Origin of the sequence: Dehalobacter restrictus DSM 9455, from assembly GCF_000512895.1 — a bacterium.
Lineage (GTDB): Bacteria > Bacillota > Desulfitobacteriia > Desulfitobacteriales > Syntrophobotulaceae > Dehalobacter > Dehalobacter restrictus.
Map to the genome: position 1 here is coordinate 2514824 of NZ_CP007033.1, position 21481 is coordinate 2536304.

Genomic DNA, 21481 nt, shown 5'->3' on the forward strand with positions numbered 1-21481 from the left:
TCAGGCTTAGTATCAAATCCAAATTTCTAAGATGACACTATATCGTTGCGATCACTTCGAGTGGGTTTCTGAGCATCCCGTCGGACTGTTCGATAAACAGGCCTTCCCTTGTTGTCGTTACGCCTGAAATATCTACCGGAAGTCCTTCCATGTTTTTTAGACTTTCCAGGATTTCAACCGGCCGGACTGAACCAGCGTTTCCGGTAATAATATCCAGGCGCAGTTGTACATGATAATTCTGAGCATCCGCAGAAATAACCCCTTCTTCAGAAATCAGTGTTATGGTTTTAACAAACGGACGAATATTCCGCTCTATTTTTTTGCCCTGCTGATAGCGAATCCCTGTTGCTTCGTCCCTGTTCAGCCAGTTCCGGCAAGCTTTACGGAGTTCTTCTGCCTCGACCGGACGAAGGAGAGGCGCTTCGGTCCGGTATCTGGCAAGATTAATCACAGCCATCAGTGCCTTGCTTCCCTTTACTGCGATCCCAGCGCCTATGATTTTTATGCCCTCGGGCAACTGGCTCTGAAGCCGCTCAACGATATTCCCAATATCACATGCTCCGGCTTCTGTTGCTTCTCCAGCTTCTTCCCGAATAGCGTCCTTTTCTTGTTCTTTATTCTCTTTGACTTCAATATCGACATATTCCTGTTCTCCTTCCACACCGACTGGCAAAGGGGGACCAAAAGCAATCTTCGGATGAGGATTGAATCCTTCGGAAAAAGCCACTTCAATTTGGGCTCTGCGCAGGGCCCTGTCCAACATTCTGGTTAAATCCAGATGCGCAATATACCGGGCTTCACCTTTCTTGGTGTAGGCCAGCCTTATCTTCATCATAACCGCCTCTTTTCCAATCTTTCCAAGATATAAATATCAGAGCTATCTTCCAAAGCTTTGTTGTAAAGCCTTTCTTTATTCCGGCATGTTTGTAAAAAAGCCGAATACATTACTTGTAAACGAGGAGGGATTTCAATGCAATTTTCTTCTGGCGAACAGACGCCGCTAAGATTGCTGGATGAGGCCAACTTCTGGAAACACCAGGAATATGAGCATACGAACGTCATCCGGGAAATCGTGCCGGATCTGGAAAGAAAATTTGTCGAAGAACTTAAAGAATGGGAACAGGCTCTGACAAGGACGCATAGCCAGGTTGTCCAGCTCACTGAAACATTGGTCAGATATGGAAATACGCAACCGGTTGTCGCCGATCAGGCACTTCGTCTGATCAGCTTTTCTCTTGAACAAAGCGGCCGGTTTGTAAAATTCCTTTTTGAAATTCTAGATTTGAGTCAGGCAGTCAAGAAGAATCCGACTGCTGCAGCTGTAATCAAACACATCATCCGTGAATCTGAATATTTCATCGGGATCACCCAGACCATCTGCAGTCAAGGCTAGGTTCTGTATAAAGTTAAAGCGCACTGAATTTTACGGGTCTGGCCAGATCCGGACAGACTCCGCAGTGGCTGCATTTTTCCCGGCAATCAGGTGTGACAGCTTCAGTCAGGGCCTTTTTATATTCTCCAAGCAAGTAGGATTTCTTGACACCTGAGTTCAGATGGTCCCAGGGAAGGATCTCATCCTCTGATATCCGCCTGTTGGCATAGAAATGCGGGTCAATGCCGATTTCCTCCATTCCCTGCTTCCACAGATCATACCGAAAATGCTCACTCCACCCGTCAAATTTGCAACCTGCGTTAACCGCCCATTCCAGTAGCTCCGCAACTTTGCGGTCACCCTTGGCAAATATGGCTTCCAGAAAGCTTGCTTCTACATCGTGGTAGATAAACTTGATCCGGTAATCCCGCAGTTTCTTGCGGAGGTATTCCTGTTTTTCTCTAAGAGTCACCATGGAATCCTGTGCTGCCCATTGAAAAGGCGTATGCGGTTTGGGAACAAACGAACTTGCCGAAACTGTGATCCTGCAGCCGCGTTTCCCAAGTTTTCTGGACAACTCTAGGACTTTTCTGGCCTGTTCGACGATTCCGTCCAAGTCCTCATAGGTTTCGGTCGGTAGTCCAATCATATAATACAGCTTGATACTGCTCCATCCTCCTTTAAAGGATGCTTCTGCCGTCCTTAAAAGATCCTCTTCCGTTACGCCTTTATTGATAACATCCCTTAAGCGCTGGGTTCCGGCTTCCGGTGCAAAGGTCAGTCCGGATTTGCGTACTTTTTGGACCTGTTCGGCAATCTCAACATCAAATGAATCCAGGCGGAGTGAGGGAAGGGATACACTGACCCCTTTGGGTTCCATTTTAGCCATCAGACCTTTAAGGACACCGTTGATGCAAGTATAATCACTGGTCGACAGCGAAACAAGTGAGATTTCTTCATAACCGGTGGCCTTGATGGATTTCTCCGCCTGTTCCAGCAATGCTTCAGGAGACCGTTCCCGAAGCGGCCTGTAGATCATTCCGGCCTGACAAAAGCGGCATCCCCTGGTGCAACCCCTCATGACCTCAAGCATTACCCTGTCATGAATAGCCTCCGTATACGGGACAATCACTTTTTCCGGGAAGTAGGCCGAGCTGAAGTCCCGCAACACCGCCTTTCTGACCGTCTCAGAAATTCCTTCCCTGACTGTGATTTGCTGGATTGAACCATCAGGTTTGTATTCGGCCTCATAAAAACCCGGCACATAGATTCCCTGAATCTGGGCCAGTTCGACCAGAATAGCTTCCTTCAGTTTTCCGTTTTTCCTGGCTTGCTGAATCACGTGAAGAACTGCGGGAAATTGTTCTTCCCCTTCCCCCAGGAAAAAGAAATCTACAAAAGGCGCCAGAGGTTCAGGATTGTAGGCACATGGACCACCGGCAAATATAAAGGGATACGCACCCCCACTTTCCGTCCCGTTTTTTCTGTCTTCGGATTTTAACGGTATCCCGCTGAGCTTTAGGACATTTAATAAATTGGTATAGCTGAGCTCATATTGCAGCGTGAAAGCGACCACATCAAAATCCAGCAGAGGACGAAAAGATTCCAGTGTGTAAAGCGGGATTCCTCCCTGCTTTAACTTTTCTTCCATATCCGGCCATGGAGCAAAGGCCCTTTCACAGAGAAACTCTTCATAAGAATTGATGCGGCCGTACAGGATACGTAACGCAAGATTGGACATGCCGACTTCATATACATCAGGAAAGACAAATGCCACCCGTACATCTGTCTTTTCCCAGTCTTTTTTTACCATATTCCATTCACCACCGACATAACGACCGGGCTTAATCACCTGCGGTAAAATCCGGTCGAGTTTCTGGCGAATCCATTCACGATCCTTCTGATTCATATGTATTTCCCCCTTGAGCCTATTTATCCAGGCAGGTCTTCATAATATATACGCTTTCGGCAGCATAAAGGCTTTGACCTGCCTTTATGCCATCCATGGCATCGTAACACTAGGCCATCCATAGCCCTCGTGTGCCGCGCTCAGCATCCCTGTTCCGCTTGACGTTGTCTATATATTACGGAGACGGATTACTTAATTGTGGATAAATTATTATAGCACAGCACCTTATTCTTAAGCAAAAACCTACCTTCCAGGCGCAGAAGGGCTTTCTTTTTGTCCAGGCCGCCGGCATAACCGGTAAGTTTTCCATTGCCGCCAATCACACGGTGACACGGAATTAAAATGGAGATCGGATTATGCCCGACTGCACTGCCTACCGCCTGAGCGGACATCGTTGTTAACCCCCGGGCCAGAGCAATACGTTGGGCAATTTCCCCGTAAGTTATGACTTTCCCATACGGTATCTGCAGCAGTATCTCCCAGACAGCCTTCTGGAAGTCGGTCCCCACAGGAGCCAGATACAAATCCATTTTGGGAACTGAAATACCTGCCATGATACCTTTCGCATTTCTTTCCGTGCTTGCCGCCTGTTCCTCTTCCCAAGCTTGTCCTTCTTGTCCCGAAAAATAAAAATCCAGCCGCCGACGCAGCGTCTCAAAAACAGGATATTCCCGATTCTCTGTCCATTCGGAAGTAACGGCAGGATAATGCTTCTGGCCAATGAACCATAAACCGCTTAGCTTATCTTGGACTGCCGCAGCTGTCATTTTTCCAAGAGGTGTATTCACAGTGCAGGTATAGGTCATGTTCGTTTTCATGTTGACAGGGTACCAGCTCCCTTCACCTATTTGAATAGCCGGTCTGCCAGTCCAACCCTCTTCGAGCTGAAAAGACAGAGTGACGAATTCTCAGATAGGATAATATAATACAGTAATTGCTCGTATGAAAGCAAGCGAAAAGAAGTATTGGAGGGGAAATTATGTTCAAATACGCCGATGCGCTGTTATTTCCAGTAGAAGTCAATTATCCAGACCCGCAGTTCGGCCGGATCATGCTGGAACATTACGGCGGGAAAGATAGCGAGTTCTCCGCAGCCACCCAGTATATGAATCACCGTGCTAATATGCCCAACCACTTTGTAAGGGAGTTATTGGGTCTTATCGCAGCAGAAGAACATAGCCATATGGAGATGATTGCTGAGGCGATTAACAGACTTGGAGGACCACCACTTTGCTACGTCAATTCCGAGGGTATACCCTGGGACCTGACCTATGTCGATCAAAGCCTTGATCCTGTTGCGATGCTGCAGGCCGATGCTGAAGCTGAGATCCGCGCAAAAATGCTTTATGACACACATTTGACAATGACCAGCGATCCTGGTCTGAAAAAGATGATTCGCTTTCTGGGTGACAGAGAAGATGTCCACAAACACCTTTTTGAAAAGTCCCAAGCTATGATCCTTCAGGGTGCTGCCCCAGGAAGTTTTAGCACATTAATCAGGGAATATCGAATGAGCTTCCCAGTCTGAATGCTTCTCTATATTTACCGGTGCATGATATTTACATGCTTTTGGATCATTACCACAGTATTCCATTCTATATGATCTTTTTTTATTCTTCTTTTAATTTTCCGACCATGCAATTGAGTCCAAAATCCATCATGCCCTGGATAACTTCAGTCTCACTTAGCATTCTTTCGATCTTATCGTCTTTACCCATTACACTGACGAGACTGAAATGATCAGCAGAAAACTTATCAATAATCTGTTTAAGCGCAGTGTCCCTACTTACCGCGAGACTCCTTCCAGGCATCAGCCCCTGCGCCAAAAGACGCTCTTTCTTGCGGCAGAGCTGCTTTAAAAAAACAATTCTGGCATTGTCCAGCTCTTTGCCGCTGCCAATCCAGAAAAAGATGCCAAGAACAATAAAAAGAATCGGTTCATAAATATAGAAGCCCATTCCCTGCATCAGGAAACCAGCAAAAACAAAAGCACCCCCAAGGCATTTACCGGCTGCCGCCAGGAACCGGGTGGTCGGGACAAAACCAAAAGACCCCGCCAGCAGGCCACGGACAATTCTACCACCGTCAAGCGGCAGAACAGGAAGCAGGTTAAAGGCTGCCAGCCAGAAATTTGTTTTGGCAAATTCCAACGCCCATGCTCCGCTTAAGATTCCGTTTTCACGAAGAATCTGAATAAAAAAGAACAACACGACATTGACGGCCGGACCAGCAAAAGCAATAATTGTCTCCTCCTTCTTTTTCCCTTCAAAACTGTCGTCAAGAACGGCCGTCCCCCCATAGGGATAGAGCTCGATACTCCTACACCTGATCCCGTAACCTCTTGCAGCAAGTATATGACAGGCTTCATGAACAATAACCAGACTAAAGACTAGAAGCGCCCTGACAACCTGACCAGCAAGCATACATAGGATTAACAGGATGATAAAGGTCGGGTGAACTTTAACTTTCATCTTGATCCCCCTCTGTCCCCATCCCTAGCAGATCGATTAAAAAGTATTAAGTACAATCGGGATTTTTGAATTTATATACTAGTTCTGAATTAGGTATGTCAAGGGGTCGACCGGCTGACCGTCTTTTTGCAGTTCTAGGTAGAGCCAGGGTTTTTCCTGTGCTGAACTGACTCCGACTGTCCCCAATTTTTTCCCCATCGAAACAGGTTCACCCCGTTCAACATTAATATCGCCAAAATTCCCCAAAAGGCCTTCCCAGCCATTGCCAAAGTTGATCCGTATCACTTTTCCGAGTTTTTTATTTTCACTGACTTCGAGTACAACTCCTTCCTGGGGGCAGAGCACAGCAGTCCCCAGCGCACTTTCAATTTCAATTCCGCTGCTGATCGTCCCATCCTCATCTGTACTCTCAAACGCTACCTTGACAGCTCCGGCTACAGGTGGATAAAAAATCTCTTCTTTTACAGAATTCACCGGCAGGCTTTCAGAGTTCTGAAGGCCTATTGCTTCTTTTGCCATCGTGTTTAATGCCACATAGATATTTCCACTGCTCATACCGCCTTGATAAACAGCATAGACACCTTTGGAAACAAAGTCCTCTCCGCTGGCACTGAAAACAATCGTTAAAAACAAAAAAGCCGAAAGAAGTACTCTTTTCTGACTGCCGTTCCAATCGGCCAAAAGACCTCCGGAAGGTTTTTTATTGAAATAAGTCCGATGATCTTTCCAGTCGCTCCTGACATATTCCTGATCATCCCTGTAACCACGTCCGATCTCCCGGGCAGCCTTTTCAAATTCCCAGTCATCCCAGCGCTCAAACGGATCCATTCATCCACCGCCTTATAAAGGTTTTCCTTCAGGGAGACAACCCTAATAAAGAATATGAACAAATACGCAAAAAAGAACATCTTCCTGACGAAAATGTTCTTTTAGAAATTTCTTTACAGATTTGAATAATGGCTTGTAAACTTTTATCGTTGAAGATGTCAGAACATTCGTCGTTCTCCTCTGCGACTTACGCTTAAGACAAGCCCGACCGCTAGCATATTTGCCCACATCGAGCTGCCGCCGGAAGTAATAAACGGCAGAGGAATTCCGGTGACAGGCATGATTCCTGAAGCCATCCCAACATTGATGAAAACATGGAAAACAATCATTGCTACGACTCCGGAGACAATCAGGACCCCATACCTGTCTCTCGATTTGGTGGCTACGGTAACCATCCGCAAAAGCAGGATGCAGAATATAAACAACAGTATCGATGTTCCGATAAAGCCAAATTCCTCGCCCACAACTGAAAAAATAAAGTCTGTATGATGCTCAGGTAAAAAATTATATTGGGCCTGGGTGCCTTGCTGGTACCCTTTGCCCCAAATGCCTCCGGAACCTATGGCCCAAACCGACTGAATAACATGATATCCATCCCCTGAAGTATCCTTGGCGGGATCCAGAAAAGCAATAAACCGGTTAATCTGATAATCTTTCAAAGGCAACGGCAATCCTTCCAGAAATTTCAGCGGTCCGGGAAGGTTCGTGGCTAAGTGCAATGCAACAGCACCAATGGCCGCCCCAATGCAGCCGACAATCACCGCCCCAAATTTAATCGGATTCGCTCCGGCAACAAACATCATTCCAATAAAAATCGCCCCGAACACCATCGCAGTCCCCAAATCAGGCTGAAGAAATATTAATAAAGTAGGCGGCAGTACAAACAGCAGGGGTAGAATAAAATCCTTTACATTATTCAGCTTTCCTTCCCTCTCATTGAGAAAGCTGGCAAACGTAACAATCAGCAGCACTTTGGCAAATTCCGAGGGCTGAATGCTTTGCGTAGAGGTGATAGGTATCCAGCGCTGCGCACCCTTCGCTTCAGAACCAAAAGCAAAAACGAGAAGAAGCAGGAATATATTGAAAGCGTAGATCCAGATACCGATCTTTTTATAGTTTTCATAATCAGTAAACGCAACAATGACTGCAAGAACAATTCCTGTAGCGATCCAGACCACCTGAGTTTTCACATAATGATACGGGTCTGACGCCATAACATTGATGGAAGCCGTGCTTAAGATCAGCAGGCTCGCCCCTAAAAGCAGTACAACTGCCAGGACCATTCCAAGATCGAGACCTCTGATAAAATTCCAATTTCTTTCTTTTATCATACAATACTCCATATATCGGCTGCTACCAAAGATTATATCACAGATCTCTCCGTTCACAATGATAACTTGACAAGTATGGGTTTTTTCTTACTAAAATACGTTGAACATCTTCATCCCGGCCCGACTCCAGCCGTCCAGGCTTACGAGACAAACCTCATATAGACAGCCTGTCCTAAATTCGAATGCGCATTCAAAATCGCCTCCGGGGGCGAATTTGGGACAGGCCTGATCCCCATACATCGATGTAAAGTCTTGTTCACAAAAAAAGAAGCTTAATGCTTCCTTTTTGTTTGACTTGAGCGATTTACTCACGAAATCGACTGTGTTCTCTCCATATAGTCCCTTCTAATTTTCTTTACAGGAACACTGGCCATCAGCGCGACTTCCCTCTCATCTTGATTCAGGTATACCTCCAACCCCTCTTCGTTGATCACCATATAATTCGATATCACCTTGACCAGATCTTCTTTTAAGCGATTCATCAGGTAGGGCGATATCGTGGCACGGTCATGAACCAGAACCAGCCGCAGCCGATCTTTGGCCTGACTACGGCTTCCGGAATTGTCCTTGCCCAGCACACGATATAATAATTCCCACAACATAATTACCTCCCCCCAGTGCAGGGCTAGCGTATGCCAACTAAATTTTTCAGTTTATCCATCAGGGAATTCGATACATCCAGATTCATTAATGGGACTTCTTCGCCTCTTACCCTCTGTGCAATCCTCCGGTAAGCTTCGCCCGCTTTGGAAACGCCGTCCATGACTGCGGGTTCTCCTCTGTTGGTCGATACAATAATCTTCTCGTCCTCCGGTACCACACCGAGAAGATCAATAGCCAAGATATCAACGATATCCTCAATGTCCATCATGTCCCCTTGTTTAACCATCCGTGGTCTGATTCTGTTAATAATTAGTTTTGGATTACGCAGATCCGCACTTTCCAATAGTCCGATAATTCTGTCGGCATCGCGGACCGCACTGACCTCCGGCGTCGTAACGACAATTGCTTTGTCCGCACCGGCGATTGCATTGTAAAAGCCTTGCTCAATCCCAGCCGGACAATCGATCAGCGTATAATCAAATTCTTCACGCAGCTCTTCGCAGAGAACCTCCATCTCATCGGGGCTTACTGCTGTTTTGTCTTTCGTCTGAGCAGCCGGAAGCAAATGCAGGCTGTTGAACCGCTTGTCCTTAATAAGTGCTTGTTTGATCCTGCAGCTGCCGCTTGTAACATCGACAATATCATAGACGATCCTATTCTCGAGGCCCATAACAACATCAAGATTGCGAAGGCCGATATCCGTGTCGACCAATGCAACTTTAAATCCGGCAAAAGCCAGGGCTGTCCCCAAATTTGCTGTTGTAGTAGTTTTCCCTACGCCACCTTTCCCTGAAGTTACTACAATTGTTTCACCCATAACCAAGCCTGCCTTTCATCATAAATGATTAATGCATTGTCTTACATTTCAGTTATAATTTTCCATTGCCAAGTAAAAAATAAATCCCCTCTTCAGAATTTCAACCAGTACCTTATTAGCCCAGCGTGAGCTTTGATCTGTTTCTGTGTAAGAAGATTCTACAATCCCTTTTGCTTTTCCTTTCGCAAAGAAAAAAACCGAGGATCAAATTCCCCGGTATTTCTTATTTATATGACTATTTCCAGCCAAAATGATATTTAAATGCTGCTTTCGCGACATAACCCGATGTTTCACTGCCGTGTCCGCCATATTCCACCACGCCGGCAAATGCGATCTGAGGATTGTCATACGGTGCAAACGCGACAAACATCCCGTTATAAGCTTCTTCTTTGGATGTTCCCTTCGAACCGATCTGGGCCGTACCGGTCTTGCCGCCGCCGGTGAACTCTGGTATATCTCTGAAAAGGCAGGCCGCTGTCCCCTCACCGCTCGTTACTTCCGACATTGCTTTTTTGATCGTTTCAATATTTTGTTGGGAAACAGAAACTTCGTTTAGAACTTCCGGCTGGTTCTGCTGAACGACTTTCCCGGTCACAGGGTCAAGAATTTTGTCCACAACATAAGGCTTGTAATGTTTTCCGCCATTGACAATGGTCGCGACATAGTTAGCCATCTGAAGAATTGAATAGTGGTTTGCGCCTTGACCAATCGAACTGTTGAAACTATCGTACAACCGCCAGTTTACATACTCATTAATGTTATTTTTATACTCCTGTTCGGCCTGAGCAATTTCATCTTCTTTATCATGCTGAAGTGTATTTTTTTCATCCTGATCTTTTGCACTGGCCAGAAGCTGCGCATATTTATCCCCAATTTCCTGAAGCTTTTCTTCTCTTTTTTTATCGTAGTAGGGTTTATAATAAGATTCCTTCCAGGCCGGGGAAGGCACATTTCCTTCCGCTTCATACGGTAAATCTACACCGCTAGTAACCCCCAGGCCAAATTCATTGGCAATTTTCTTGATCAGCTCCGGATTTTTCTCATAAACCCGGCGGCCAACAATCTGGAAATAGATGTTGGAAGAATGCGCAAGCCCGCTATAAAGGTTCACCCTGCCAAAGTTATTTCCACCCCACTCGGCGACCCCTGCACTTTGTACATCCGGGGACCCCAGCGAAGACATGGTATCCATAAAAGTATCGTCCGGTGTAATGACGCCTGCTTCCAGAGCAGCCATTCCCGTAATCATCTTAAAAGTCGAACCGGGAGGATACGTACCGGTCAGCGCCCGGTTGAATGATGCGGCATCTTCACTGCTGAAATACTTTTGAGCAGTTTCCTCCGAAATTGTCCCGATCAGGTCATTCGGATCCATGAAAGGACGGGAAGCCATGGCCAGTATTTTGCCTGTATTCACATCGATGACCACCGCCGCGCCGGCCTGGGCATCGGGATGGGTCTTCTGAATATCCTTGATCACTCTGTCCAGTTCGTTCTCCACGACACGCTGCATCTTGCTGTCGATGGTCAGCTGCAGGGTACAACCTGCCTGGGCTTCCTGGAGCGTTTCTTTGTCGATCGGTCTCGCGTTGCCGTCGACGCTGACAATTTCTACGCCATGACTGCCGCGCAGCCAGGTATCGTAACTTTTTTCCACGCCCATTTTCCCTACAAGGTCACCCTGCGTGTAGCGATATTCGTCATCATTGGACTCTGCCTGCTCATTGAATTGTTCAATTTCACTCTCGCTTATTTCCCTAACATAACCCAAGATCTGACCAAGCAGTGTCTTTTGCGGATAAACCCTTTCCGCTATTGGTTCAATGCTGACGCCGGGCAGCTCATTGCTGTGCTCGGCGATAATCGCCTGTAGTTCTTTTGGTATATCTTCCAGAATGACAACCGTCTTGTAGCTCTTCCACTGCTGGTTACGAATCATCACCAAAAGATCCTCGGTAATCAATTCTACCGATTGGTTTGGATAAGGCCAGTACGGTTTAATATATTCTGCGAGGTTAGCAACAACATCTTTCCAGTTGGTGTTCACTTTCTGCAGGTCAGTCCAGTCCAGGGTCAGCGCAAAACTCGGCACGCTTTGGGCCAAAACGATATTGTTGCTGTCCACAATCTCTCCGCGGACCGCGGACGTCGTGACCGTTTTCATCACATTACCGGCCGCCAGGTTCGAATAATAGGACGCTTTGGCAATCTGCAGCCACCATAGATTAAATCCTAAAATCAAAAAAAGAAGAATGACAACCACACTGAGCCAGGTCAATCTCCTCTGATAGGGTTGTCTCTCCCTTTCTTCCATCGTGTTCATCTCCTATTAAGCATCATGTTTAACCAACACTATAATTGTTGTTCGATCTTCTTTTTAGGTTGCAAAATTCCTTCTGTAAAAGACTTGTGGATGAAGGGATAGGTAAGCGGAACCAATAGGCAGTTGTAGAAAGAAATGCCCAGAATGACCTTTACGGCATCCCCGAGGTACCAGTTAAGTCCAGCGGTGGTTGCAATCAAGGCCATCAGGGTCTGCCCAAGAACCGTTACGATAAAGACGAGCACCATGGTAAGCGGAATGTTTTCTCTGTACCAGCGCTGCTGAAGCATACTGATCAGCAGTGCAACGACAGCTAAAATGATCGCATAGAGTCCGATATACCTTCCGAGATAGAAATCCACAATCAGGCCGATCACAAACCCATACACAATTCCCTGAGCCGGCCGGTGATGCAGAGCGATATAAATAACCCAGAGCATGGCCAAATCAGGTTTTATGCCGGCCCATGACCAATAATGGAAGATCGTCCCCGGGAGGATGAGACAGACAATAAGAATCAGTAACATTACGATAAAACGTTTCATCGACTGTCCTCCGGAATGCTCACTACATAGACTTCCTCCAGAGAATCAAAATCAACAATGGGTTCGATCGCGGCTACTTTCAGCAAGCCTTTCGCATCAATTTTAATCTCGGTAACAACACCAATCGGAATGTCCTTGGGATAGACCTCTCCTAAACCCGAAGTATATACCAAATCTCCTGCATTGACTTCATCGTCCTGCCGGAAATTCATTTCGAGTTCTCCTGAGGAATTCAGCCTGGTGTTTTTCTTATACGTACCTTTGACAATCCCAAAAATTGCCTCACCTTTATTACCCCTGGCAAAGGCGCCAACCTGTCCCTCTCCGTCGAGTAGCAGTAAAACATCCGAGGTCTTCGGGGTGACAGAAATGACCTTCCCGACCAGACCCAGATTGGCAACAACAGGATCATCCACTTTTACGCCGTGATCACTGCCTTTATTGACGGTGACTGTCTGATACCAGGCTGAAGGATTACGATTTATAATGGTGGCACCAATTTTCTCATAGCTCTCCAGCGAGGGACTTTGAAAAACAGCATCAAGTTCCTGATAGCGCAGGGCAGCCAGTACCTGTTGTTTGAGCTGAAGATTGTCTCCCGTGAGCGTTTCTACCTGTTTACGAAGTTCCTCATTTTCTGCTTTGACAGTCCGAAAACTGAAAATCGCCCGAAAATTATCTTTAATCCCATCTCCCAGATTCCAAATCGCACTTTCTATCGGTGAAAGTACTCTTTGCATGGCGTTCCCGACAGGGTTCGGAGACTGACTGCCGAGTCCGGTCAAATGGATCGTCGTCAAAGTGATCAGCAGAACAGCAAAAACGAGAACGGCTATACCCATGGGATTTATTTTTTTCCCCACCGATTTCTCCTCCCGCTTTTAATTCTTCTGCATAGCGGCAATCCTTCTTAGAATTTCCTCATTCTCAAGCACTTTACCGGTACCCAGTGCAACACAGGAAAGCGGGTCCTCAGCAAGGTGGACGGGTATCCCTGTCTGATCGGCAATTAGCCTGTCCAGATTTCTTAACAGTGATCCGCCTCCCGCCATAATAATGCCTCTGTCCATGATATCTGCCGCCAGTTCCGGAGGCGTTTTCTCAAGGCAGTTCTTTACCGCATCAACGATAGCATTTACCGGCTCATTTAAGGCTTCAACAATTTCTTCGGAAGTAATCTCAACGTTCTTGGGGAGACCTGTCAGGAGATCGCGTCCTTTGATGGCATACGTCAAACCTTTTTCCGGCATATAGGCCGCTCCGATCTCCATTTTGATATTCTCAGCCGACTGATAACCGACGGAGAGGTTATAAGTTTTCTTGATATACGCAATAATGGCATCATCCATCTCATCTCCGGCTACCCGGATCGAGCCGGCTGTAACGATGCCTCCCATCGAGATCACGGCGACTTCAGTTGTGCCTCCGCCGATATCGACAATCATATTCCCGGTAGGATCGCTCACGGGCAGACCTGCTCCGATGGCGGCAGCCATCGGCTCTTCCATAATAATCGGATCTTTTGCTCCGGCTGCAAGAGCTGCTTCCTTGACAGCTCTTTTTTCAACTGCGGTAACTCCGGACGGCACACAAATGACGACCCGGGGCCGCGCAAATAAGAATTTTGATCCTAAAGCCCTGTTGATAAAATATTTAAGCATTTTTTGAGTAACATTGAAATCCGAGATTACGCCGTCTTTCAACGGTCTGATTGCAACAATATTTCCCGGAGTTCTTCCGATCATCTCCTTGGCTCTGTCTCCAACCGCCAGAGGCTCGTTCTTCTCTATATCCATAGCAACCACTGAAGGCTCCCGTACTATGATTCCTTTGCCTTTCATATGTACAAGGGTATTGGCGGTTCCCAGATCGATTCCGAGGTCCTTGGAAAAAACCATGTTTTGTAAATCTCCCTTCAAGATAAATCATTTCAAATTTCAAGTGATGCCTGGCAGTCTTTTCTCAGTCTCCCACAAAGTGGAATTTTTCATACCATATTTCGTATTGCTATGGCATCGTTTTATTATATCATTTTTTTGCATCAAATTAATGAATATTTCCTATTTTTCAATATTTTTTTATATTTGTGGTCATCTTTCGACAGTGGTACTGTTAGGCTAAAGATCGGGCTAGATGATCCCCTGTTCTTTCAGGCTGACATACTTTTTATCCCCAATGATGATATGATCCAATACCTCAATCCCTAATATTTTTCCGCCTTCCACAAGCCTTTTGGTAATATCAAGGTCTTCCCTGCTGGGCGAAGGATCGCCGCTCGGATGATTATGCAGCAAAATAATAGTATTCGTGTTACGCCGAATGGCATCCTTAAAACACTCCCTGGGATGCACAATGGATGAATTGAGAGACCCGACCGATACAGGACTTATACCCAGTACATTGTTTCGAGTGCTTAAGTGTATGATCCTGAAGTGTTCCCGGTCGAGCTTCCGCATCTCCTCCATGACCAGATCAGCCGCGTCTGATGGCGTGTTGATCACCGGGCGTGACATAGGATCAGTGCAGACACTCCGTTTGCCGATTTCCAAGGCTGCCTTGACTTGAGCCGCTTTGGCCGGTCCTATGCCGTGAACCTGTTTTAATTCATCAACGGATAATCTGGCCAGGCCAGTCAGTCCGCCCGTTTCCGTCAAGATTCGTTCGGATAGTTCCAGGACATTTTCCCCTCTTGAACCGGTCCTCAGCAGTATCGCCAGTATTTCTTTGGTGGACAGGTTTTCCGGACCATGCTGATGAAGACGTTCCCTTGGTTTTAAATCTTCAGGCAAGTCCTTTAGCCGGCGGTAATTCATCCCTTTTCCCTCATGCTTCAAGGTATCTTTTATTTTTTAGGGGAAATCCCCTTATCCCCAAGCTTTCGCACCAGAAGCTCCATCGGCAGTCCGACCACATTCGACCAGGAACCGCTAACTGCTGTCACAAACCCGGCAGCTCCGCCCTGAATCCCGTAAGCGGCTGCTTTATCCATCGGTTCCCCTGTCGTAATATAATCCTTGATTTCCTGAACCTTCAGCTCCCGAAAAGACACAGTTGTAATCTCAACAGCAGTCTCCACGCTGATCTGCTGACGAACCTTGTCCATTGCGGCTAACGCAATCGCGGTCATTACCCGGTGGGTTTTTCCGCTTAAGTTAAGAAGCATTCGTTCCGCTTCCTCCTCGTCAGCAGGCTTTCCGAGCACAATATGGTCCAGCACCACAATGGTATCGGCGCCTAAAACCAAATCATCAGCCGAACCACTTAAATCAAGCCACGCTTCAAATCCGGAAAGCGCCTTGCGTCTGGCAAGATCCTGTACGCCTGTCTCAGGCCAAACATCTGGCGGAAGATATTCGTCGACCGGAGCGCTGACAAGTCTGAAGTCATATCCCCATTCCTCCAGAAGCTCACGCCTTCGCGGCGAAGCCGAAGCCAAAATCAACATCATTCTGTCACATCCTAAGCATCTTACTATTCTTCAAATCATCAACGTAAGCTACGATAAACAAGCCGGGTTATCGTCCCCCGGCTGTTAAGTCTTCTATCAGTCTAGCACTATTCCCTTTTTTTGACAAGTCCAGCGTGTATTGACACTTTTACGACAAAAATGGAAAAGTCTATGCCTTGCCCTGAGAGCTCAAGATAACCAGATAGAGCGCATCAAGCAATGCTTTGGCGCTGGCCTTAATAATATTGCTGGATACCCCGATCGTTCCCCAGGTATTGACGCCATGCTTTGTTTCAACCACAACCCGGACAACTGAACCTGTGCCCCGGGAACCGTCAAGAACCCTAACTTTATAGTCTGTCAGCTCACTCTCTTCAATAGCCGGGAAAAAGGCACCCAAAGTGCTTCTGAGAGCTTGGTCAAGCGCATGAACCGGCCCGTCTCCCTCGGCTGCAATATGAACCTGCTTGTCTCCGACCTGCACTTTCACAACCGCGACAGAGTCAAGCTCACCGCGCAGCGGATCACTCCAAACGTGATAATCTTCGAGTGTAAACGGCTGTTCGTATTTGCCGAGGATCTCCAATAATAGCAGATCCAGGCTTCCCTCTGCCGTCTCATACTGGAATCCCTCGTTTTCGGCATTCTTAATTCTTTCCATCGCCAGTTCCACGAGCGGATCATCTTTTTCAATCTCAGGTTTGAACCGGCGCATTTTCAAGCACAAATTTGCTTTTCCGGATTGATCGGAGATCAGAACCCGGCGTTCATTCCCGACCGAAGCAGGGTCAATGTGCTCAAAGGTTCTGTTATTCTTCATGACCGCATCGACATGCATACCCGCTTTATGGGCAAAAGCGCTTCTGCCCACAAACGGCTGTTTCTCATCAAACGGATAATTGGCGAGTTCCGCCACATACCTGCTTAAATAAGAAATATTGTGCAGAACCTCAGGTTCAAGCAGTTGATAACCTAATTTCAGCTGCAGCCAGGGTATCAGTGTGCTTAAATTCGCATTGCCGCAGCGTTCCCCAAAACCGTTCCAGGTTCCCTGGATCTGATCCACTCCTGCCTCAACAGCCGCCAGCGTATTTACGACAGCCAGCCCTCCATCATTGTGAGTATGAATACCAAGTATGGCAGGGGAAAGCTCCTGCCTGACGATCTGCACCCCGTTCGTGATCTCCCTGGTATAGGTACCGCCATTCGTGTCGCAGAGAACAAGTCCTTTCGCTCCACCAAGCATGGCGGCTTCCAGACAGCTTAACGCAAACGCAGGGTCGTCCTGCCAACCGTCAAAATAGTGTTCTGCATCAAAGAAGACTTCCTTACCGGCTTTCACAAGATATTCAACAGATTCTCTGATGATTCTTAAGTTTTCCTGTGGGCTTGTTCTTAAGACCGTTTCAACATGAAGTTTCCATGTCTTCCCAAAAATCGTCAAGGTATTCGCTCCTGAAGCAATCAGTCCGTTCAATGAATCACTTTTTTCCGGAGATTCGCCGACTCTGCAGGTACTGCCGAATGCAACGACCCTCGTCCGCAAACGCCAGTCCTGATTTTCGGCAGAATCCGCCCAGGAGGACATCGTACGGTAAAACTCATCATCTTTGGGATTCGCACCCGGCCAGCCGGCTTCCACATAGTCGATGCCGGCTTCAATCATTTTCTGCATATAGAAAAGCTTATCTTTGGCTGAGAAGTGGACGCCTTCTCCCTGAGCTCCGTCCCTCAGCGTCGTGTCGTAAATTGAAATACGCTTGTCTGCCATTCTCTTCCCTCCCAAAAACTCTCTGTGCATCTAAAGAATTCTTAAAAATGTTTAATAACTCATTTTACCTGTAAATACAAAATTAATAAAGCCTTAATCCATTTTAGAACAAAAAAAAGGCATCCAGCGCTAGCGTATCTGGAATACCTTCCTTCATGTACAAATGATCAATTCTAGGTTCTAAGCCATTTTTCCGCCCAGATTGAATGTCAGCACTTCAAGGTTTACAGACAAATCCACATTTCTGAGTTCTACAGTGGGAGGAACATTTAAAACGACAGGTGCAAAATTCAAAATGGCCTGGACTCCGCCTTTAATAAGTTTATCGGCAATTTCCTGGGCTGCAGATGCCGGGACAGTTATTGCTCCGATCTGGATCTGGTTTTGGGCGACGACTTCTTCCATCGTTTCAATCGGCAATACTTCGATATCGTTAATCTTCATCCCAGTTTTTTGGGGATCGTTGTCAAAAATATTGATGATTGAAAATCCGCGTTCTTTAAAACCCTTATACGTACTCAGGGCCAGTCCGAGGTTGCCCAGTCCTACGAGGCAGACGCTCCACTCATTGCTGAGACCCATGATCCGAAGAATATTTTTATGCAAGTCTTTGACATTGTAACCTACTCCGCGAATCCCAAACTCCCCAAAATAAGCAAGGTCTTTACGAACCTGAGCAGGACTTACGCCTACTCCTTCAGCAATATCACCTGAAGAAATCGTTATGATTCCTTTGCGGTCTATCTCTGTCAAATAACGAGAATATACGGAAAGCCGTATAATCGTTGCTTCAGGAATTTTCAAGGTTTTCAAATCCAAATCCCCCATTTCGTCTACTTCAAAGATAAGTTAATTATATCACTACCTAAAGAAAATGCAATTAAACCGAAGGAAATACAAGATATCACTGTTTAATTATGTTTTTTGACCCTACCCAAAATAATCAGGGATTTTGTTCAAAATACTTGTAAGTAACCCATTTATACTCAGCAAAGACTTGAAGAAGCTGCTGATTATACTTATATTGAAAATCCCCCTGACCATCCAGGGAGGCATTAAGGGCGCTCAAATTATCCTGCAAATGCCTGAAATCTTCCGGATAATCGCTGTCTTTAATATCCTGAATTCTCTCTGTGGCATCGGTTTGATCAATGCCTTGTCCAAGACCTGCACATAATGAATTCGCCAGCTCGAGGATTTCCAGAACCGTTTCCGTTTCGCTGCCGCTGACCTTATAGTGCAAAGCAGGATACGTCACTTCCCTGACCCATGAATCAATACCGTTTTCCAATAAGCCCTGGTAACAAAAAAGCGCCTCTTCATTGGAGCCAAAGGCACCCACCGCAACCTGATAAGGCTCCTTACTGATGATCACGGCCTGCCAGCCCTTGTTATGCAAATTCTGCAGCAATACTTCGGCATTTTCTTTATCCTTATAAACACCGATTTGACAGGTCCAAATTTTGATTTCCGTCAAATTGAGAATCTCGCTGTTTGTTTCTGGCAGGTTTTCTGAGGTAACGACGGTCTGTGAGGAAACCAGCCCGACAAACATTTTTCCAGTATACCATACAAACCAGCCGACAGCGGATAATCCTAGTATTACCATTATAATTGAAATCAAAACACCTGATCTAAATTTTTTTCCCATCAGGCAACTCCTTCAAATCATTCTATTTCGATCATATGAAGGAGCGGCAATAATTAGTACATGGTAATATGATCAGCGCTTAAATATTTTGCAAAAAAAAATAAATTTTAGTTCCATAATATGTTATAATATTTCCTGGAAAAATAAGTATCCCAATAAGGAAGGATATACCGGTATGGAAGAATATTTGATTCTTGCAGTGGATGATCAGGACTTTAATCTTATTTTTCTTAAAAAAACTTTAGCCGAATATCAGTTTCTTTCTGCCAGAAACGGCAGACAAGCCCTGGAATTGCTAAGAAAGTACTCTCCTGACCTGATCCTGCTGGATATCGTGATGCCGGAAATGGATGGTTATGAAGTTCTCAGACAGCTAAAATACGATGAACGGACCAGGAACATCCCCGTTATTTTCCTGACAAGCCTTGACTCCATTGAAGATGAAGAAAAAGGGTTTAATTTGGGTGCTGTAGATTATATCACCAAACCTTTTAAGCCAACAATCATTCAGGCCCGGGTCAAGAACACTTTACGGTTCATCCATCAGCAAAAACTCTTGGAAAGAATGTCTCACCTGGACGGTCTTACTGAGATCCCAAACCGGCGATTTTTTGAAGAAAAACTTGCTGCCGAATTTGGCTTTGCAGCCACCAACAAGCGTCCGCTTTCGCTGATCATGATTGATGTTGATTTCTTTAAGAAATTCAACGACCAGCATGGGCACTCCAAAGGCGATGAAGCGCTTGTTAAAGTTGCCCAGATCATCCGCTCATGCTTGAATGAACCTCACGAATTTCTGGCCAGGTATGGCGGAGAGGAATTTGTCGTGATTCTTCCGGATACGGATGCGGCTGCCGGAAGTGAAATTGCCGAAAAAATACGTTACCATGTCAGTATATCCCAACTGTTCAACAATCCCGCCGGCAGCCACGCTGCTCTGACCGTCAGTGTGGGCGGATACAGTATGATACCGGCCAATTACGAATACTGTCACAGCATATTGGAAAAAGCCGATGCCTGCTTGTACCAAGCCAAAAAACACGGCAGAAATTGCGTGAAGTGGGATTATTCCTGATGCGTATAATGATCCAGTAAAAATTTTCTTACCCCGGAGATCATGTACAAGGAGCCGGTGACACAAAGCAAATCACCCGGCTTCATTCTTTCAAGCCCTTTTCTTACTGCTCCCGCAGGATCTTCAACCGTCGATACGTTTTCCTGCACTAGATACTTCTCCGCGATTCTGGCCACATACTCCCAGTCACCAGCCCTTGGGGAATCCGGCTTGGTCACGATGATTTCATCGGCCAGCGGTGCGATAATCTCAACGGCTTTTTCTATTTCTTTGTCCCTGAGCATGCCAAGACAAAGCAACAGCCTGTTTCTTTTCAAAGGTCCGTCGGCGTACTGCTGCAGCGCCTTAGCCAGAGACATCATCCCATCGGCATTATGTGCCCCGTCCAGAAGAACTCTCGGATTCCGCAGCAAAAGTTCCAACCTGCCCGGCCAGCGGACTGCTTTGAGACCTTCCCTGACGGCACTTTCAGATATATTCAGCGAATACGTTCCAACCAATACTTCACAGACAGCTAGTGCAGCCGCTGCATTGGTAAACTGGTGTTCCCCAAGAAGCGCGAGCTCCAGATCCGGATAAGACCAGTACAAGCCTTCATAGCCAAAACGCTGCGAACCATCACCCGGGTGCCGCCAATGTACATCGCGGCCTACCTCAATCATCCTGGATCCTTTTTGGGCAGCTCGTTCCTCGATAACCTTCAAAACTTCCGGCTTGTCCGAGGAAGTGACCACTGGAACGCCATCCTTAATAATACCGGCCTTTACCCCAGTAATTGCTTGAAGCGTATCTCCAAGATAATCCATGTGATCCATGCCAATACTGGTCAGCACAGATATTAAAGGGGTAACGACGTTGGTGGAATCAATTTCACCGCCGAGACCAACCTCCAGAAGGACCAGATCGGGTTGTTTTTCGGCAAAATAACACAGGGCCAGCGCCGTACAGACTTCAAATTCGGTCGGATGTTCAATCCCGAGACGCTCCATTTCCTCCAGATGGGGTTTTAGCTTATTGATCCCTGAAACCACAGCTTCCGGTGAGATCATCTCTCCGTTTATCGTGATTCTTTCCCGGAAATCATGAAGGTGGGGGGATGTAAACATTCCCGCGCAATAACCGGCCTGCTTCATAATTGACTGAAGCATTGCCGTCGTCGATCCTTTCCCGTTGGTGCCGCCGATATGAATCACTTTCAATTTCTTTTCCGGGTGATCCAGACGATCCAGCAAAGCCTTGATCCGTTCCAGTCCGAGGTTAATGCCGAACTTCGTTAGGTTCTTAATATATTCCAGTGTCTCTTCGTATTCCGTCATTATCCTCAATCCTTTACAGAT

At 46.4% G+C, this 21481-nt stretch carries 21 protein-coding genes; 3 read left to right on the forward strand and 18 right to left on the reverse strand.

Annotated features, from left to right (window positions below; translation table 11 throughout):
* Window positions 1–37: 37 nt before the first annotated feature.
* Window positions 38–835, reverse strand: coding sequence for a TIGR03936 family radical SAM-associated protein (locus DEHRE_RS12065; protein WP_242836955.1), 798 nt, complete (start codon window positions 833–835; stop codon window positions 38–40).
* 135 nt (window positions 836–970) lie between these two features.
* Here DEHRE_RS12065 and DEHRE_RS12070 point away from each other — a divergent pair, with 135 nt between their 5' ends.
* Window positions 971–1393 (forward strand): DUF2935 domain-containing protein, encoded by a 423-nt coding sequence (locus DEHRE_RS12070; RefSeq protein WP_019224799.1) that lies wholly within the window; start codon window positions 971–973, stop codon window positions 1391–1393.
* 13 nt (window positions 1394–1406) lie between these two features.
* Here DEHRE_RS12070 and DEHRE_RS12075 read toward each other — a convergent pair whose 3' ends face one another.
* Together DEHRE_RS12075 and DEHRE_RS12080 are read right to left on the reverse strand one after the other, a co-directional pair.
* Window positions 1407–3281, reverse strand: a complete 1875-nt coding sequence (locus tag DEHRE_RS12075; protein WP_019224798.1) for a TIGR03960 family B12-binding radical SAM protein — start codon at window positions 3279–3281, stop codon at window positions 1407–1409.
* A gap of 188 nt (window positions 3282–3469) precedes the next feature.
* Window positions 3470–4099, reverse strand: coding sequence for a methylated-DNA--[protein]-cysteine S-methyltransferase (locus tag DEHRE_RS12080; RefSeq protein WP_019224797.1), 630 nt, complete (start codon window positions 4097–4099; stop codon window positions 3470–3472).
* Window positions 4100–4260: 161 nt separating this feature from the next.
* Here DEHRE_RS12080 and DEHRE_RS12085 point away from each other — a divergent pair, with 161 nt between their 5' ends.
* On the forward strand, window positions 4261–4809 hold the full coding sequence (locus tag DEHRE_RS12085; RefSeq protein WP_019224796.1) for a manganese catalase family protein: 549 nt from the start codon (window positions 4261–4263) through the stop codon (window positions 4807–4809).
* Window positions 4810–4891: 82 nt separating this feature from the next.
* Here DEHRE_RS12085 and DEHRE_RS12090 read toward each other — a convergent pair whose 3' ends face one another.
* The 14 genes from DEHRE_RS12090 to DEHRE_RS12160 form a co-directional block, all read right to left on the reverse strand.
* Window positions 4892–5752 (reverse strand): M50 family metallopeptidase, encoded by an 861-nt coding sequence (locus DEHRE_RS12090; RefSeq protein ID WP_019224795.1) that lies wholly within the window; start codon window positions 5750–5752, stop codon window positions 4892–4894.
* A 78-nt stretch (window positions 5753–5830) separates the two neighbouring features.
* Complete coding sequence (locus DEHRE_RS12095) at window positions 5831–6580, reverse strand: murein hydrolase activator EnvC family protein (RefSeq protein WP_019224794.1); 750 nt, start codon at window positions 6578–6580, stop codon at window positions 5831–5833.
* A gap of 158 nt (window positions 6581–6738) precedes the next feature.
* On the reverse strand, window positions 6739–7911 hold the full coding sequence (gene rodA, locus DEHRE_RS12100; protein ID WP_025206113.1) for a rod shape-determining protein RodA: 1173 nt from the start codon (window positions 7909–7911) through the stop codon (window positions 6739–6741).
* A gap of 308 nt (window positions 7912–8219) precedes the next feature.
* On the reverse strand, window positions 8220–8513 hold the full coding sequence (gene minE / locus DEHRE_RS12110; protein ID WP_019224791.1) for a cell division topological specificity factor MinE: 294 nt from the start codon (window positions 8511–8513) through the stop codon (window positions 8220–8222).
* Between the two features lie 23 nt (window positions 8514–8536).
* Entirely contained in the window at window positions 8537–9331 is a 795-nt protein-coding gene (minD, locus tag DEHRE_RS12115) for a septum site-determining protein MinD (RefSeq protein WP_019224790.1), read from the reverse strand.
* Window positions 9332–9566: 235 nt separating this feature from the next.
* Window positions 9567–11645: a penicillin-binding protein 2 gene (mrdA, locus tag DEHRE_RS12120; RefSeq protein WP_025206116.1), complete on the reverse strand. Its 2079-nt coding sequence runs from the start codon at window positions 11643–11645 to the stop codon at window positions 9567–9569.
* Window positions 11646–11683: 38 nt separating this feature from the next.
* On the reverse strand, window positions 11684–12199 hold the full coding sequence (gene mreD, locus DEHRE_RS12125) for a rod shape-determining protein MreD (RefSeq protein ID WP_025206117.1): 516 nt from the start codon (window positions 12197–12199) through the stop codon (window positions 11684–11686).
* Window positions 12196–13062: a rod shape-determining protein MreC gene (mreC, locus tag DEHRE_RS12130; RefSeq protein WP_025206118.1), complete on the reverse strand. Its 867-nt coding sequence runs from the start codon at window positions 13060–13062 to the stop codon at window positions 12196–12198. Before mreC ends, mreD begins: the two co-directional genes overlap by 4 nt.
* Before the next feature lie 18 nt (window positions 13063–13080).
* A complete protein-coding gene (locus DEHRE_RS12135; protein ID WP_015044646.1) occupies window positions 13081–14097 on the reverse strand; it encodes a rod shape-determining protein in 1017 nt (338 codons plus the stop codon).
* A 231-nt stretch (window positions 14098–14328) separates the two neighbouring features.
* Complete coding sequence (gene radC / locus DEHRE_RS12140) at window positions 14329–15012, reverse strand: RadC family protein (protein ID WP_025206119.1); 684 nt, start codon at window positions 15010–15012, stop codon at window positions 14329–14331.
* Between the two features lie 29 nt (window positions 15013–15041).
* Window positions 15042–15647 (reverse strand): Maf family protein, encoded by a 606-nt coding sequence (locus DEHRE_RS12145; RefSeq protein ID WP_051408119.1) that lies wholly within the window; start codon window positions 15645–15647, stop codon window positions 15042–15044.
* A gap of 169 nt (window positions 15648–15816) precedes the next feature.
* A complete protein-coding gene (cimA, locus tag DEHRE_RS12150) occupies window positions 15817–17418 on the reverse strand; it encodes a citramalate synthase (RefSeq protein WP_025206121.1) in 1602 nt (533 codons plus the stop codon).
* 180 nt (window positions 17419–17598) lie between these two features.
* A complete protein-coding gene (locus DEHRE_RS12155; protein WP_025206122.1) occupies window positions 17599–18231 on the reverse strand; it encodes a redox-sensing transcriptional repressor Rex in 633 nt (210 codons plus the stop codon).
* A gap of 130 nt (window positions 18232–18361) precedes the next feature.
* Entirely contained in the window at window positions 18362–19069 is a 708-nt protein-coding gene (locus DEHRE_RS12160) for an SPOR domain-containing protein (RefSeq protein WP_025206123.1), read from the reverse strand.
* Between the two features lie 175 nt (window positions 19070–19244).
* On the opposite strand from DEHRE_RS12160, the gene DEHRE_RS12165 reads away from it, so the two are divergent.
* On the forward strand, window positions 19245–20144 hold the full coding sequence (locus DEHRE_RS12165; protein ID WP_019224782.1) for a diguanylate cyclase: 900 nt from the start codon (window positions 19245–19247) through the stop codon (window positions 20142–20144).
* On the opposite strand, the gene DEHRE_RS12170 is transcribed toward DEHRE_RS12165, so the two are convergent.
* Entirely contained in the window at window positions 20135–21460 is a 1326-nt protein-coding gene (locus DEHRE_RS12170) for a bifunctional folylpolyglutamate synthase/dihydrofolate synthase (protein WP_025206124.1), read from the reverse strand. The genes DEHRE_RS12165 and DEHRE_RS12170 overlap by 10 nt on opposite strands.
* Window positions 21461–21481: the final 21 nt, after the last annotated feature.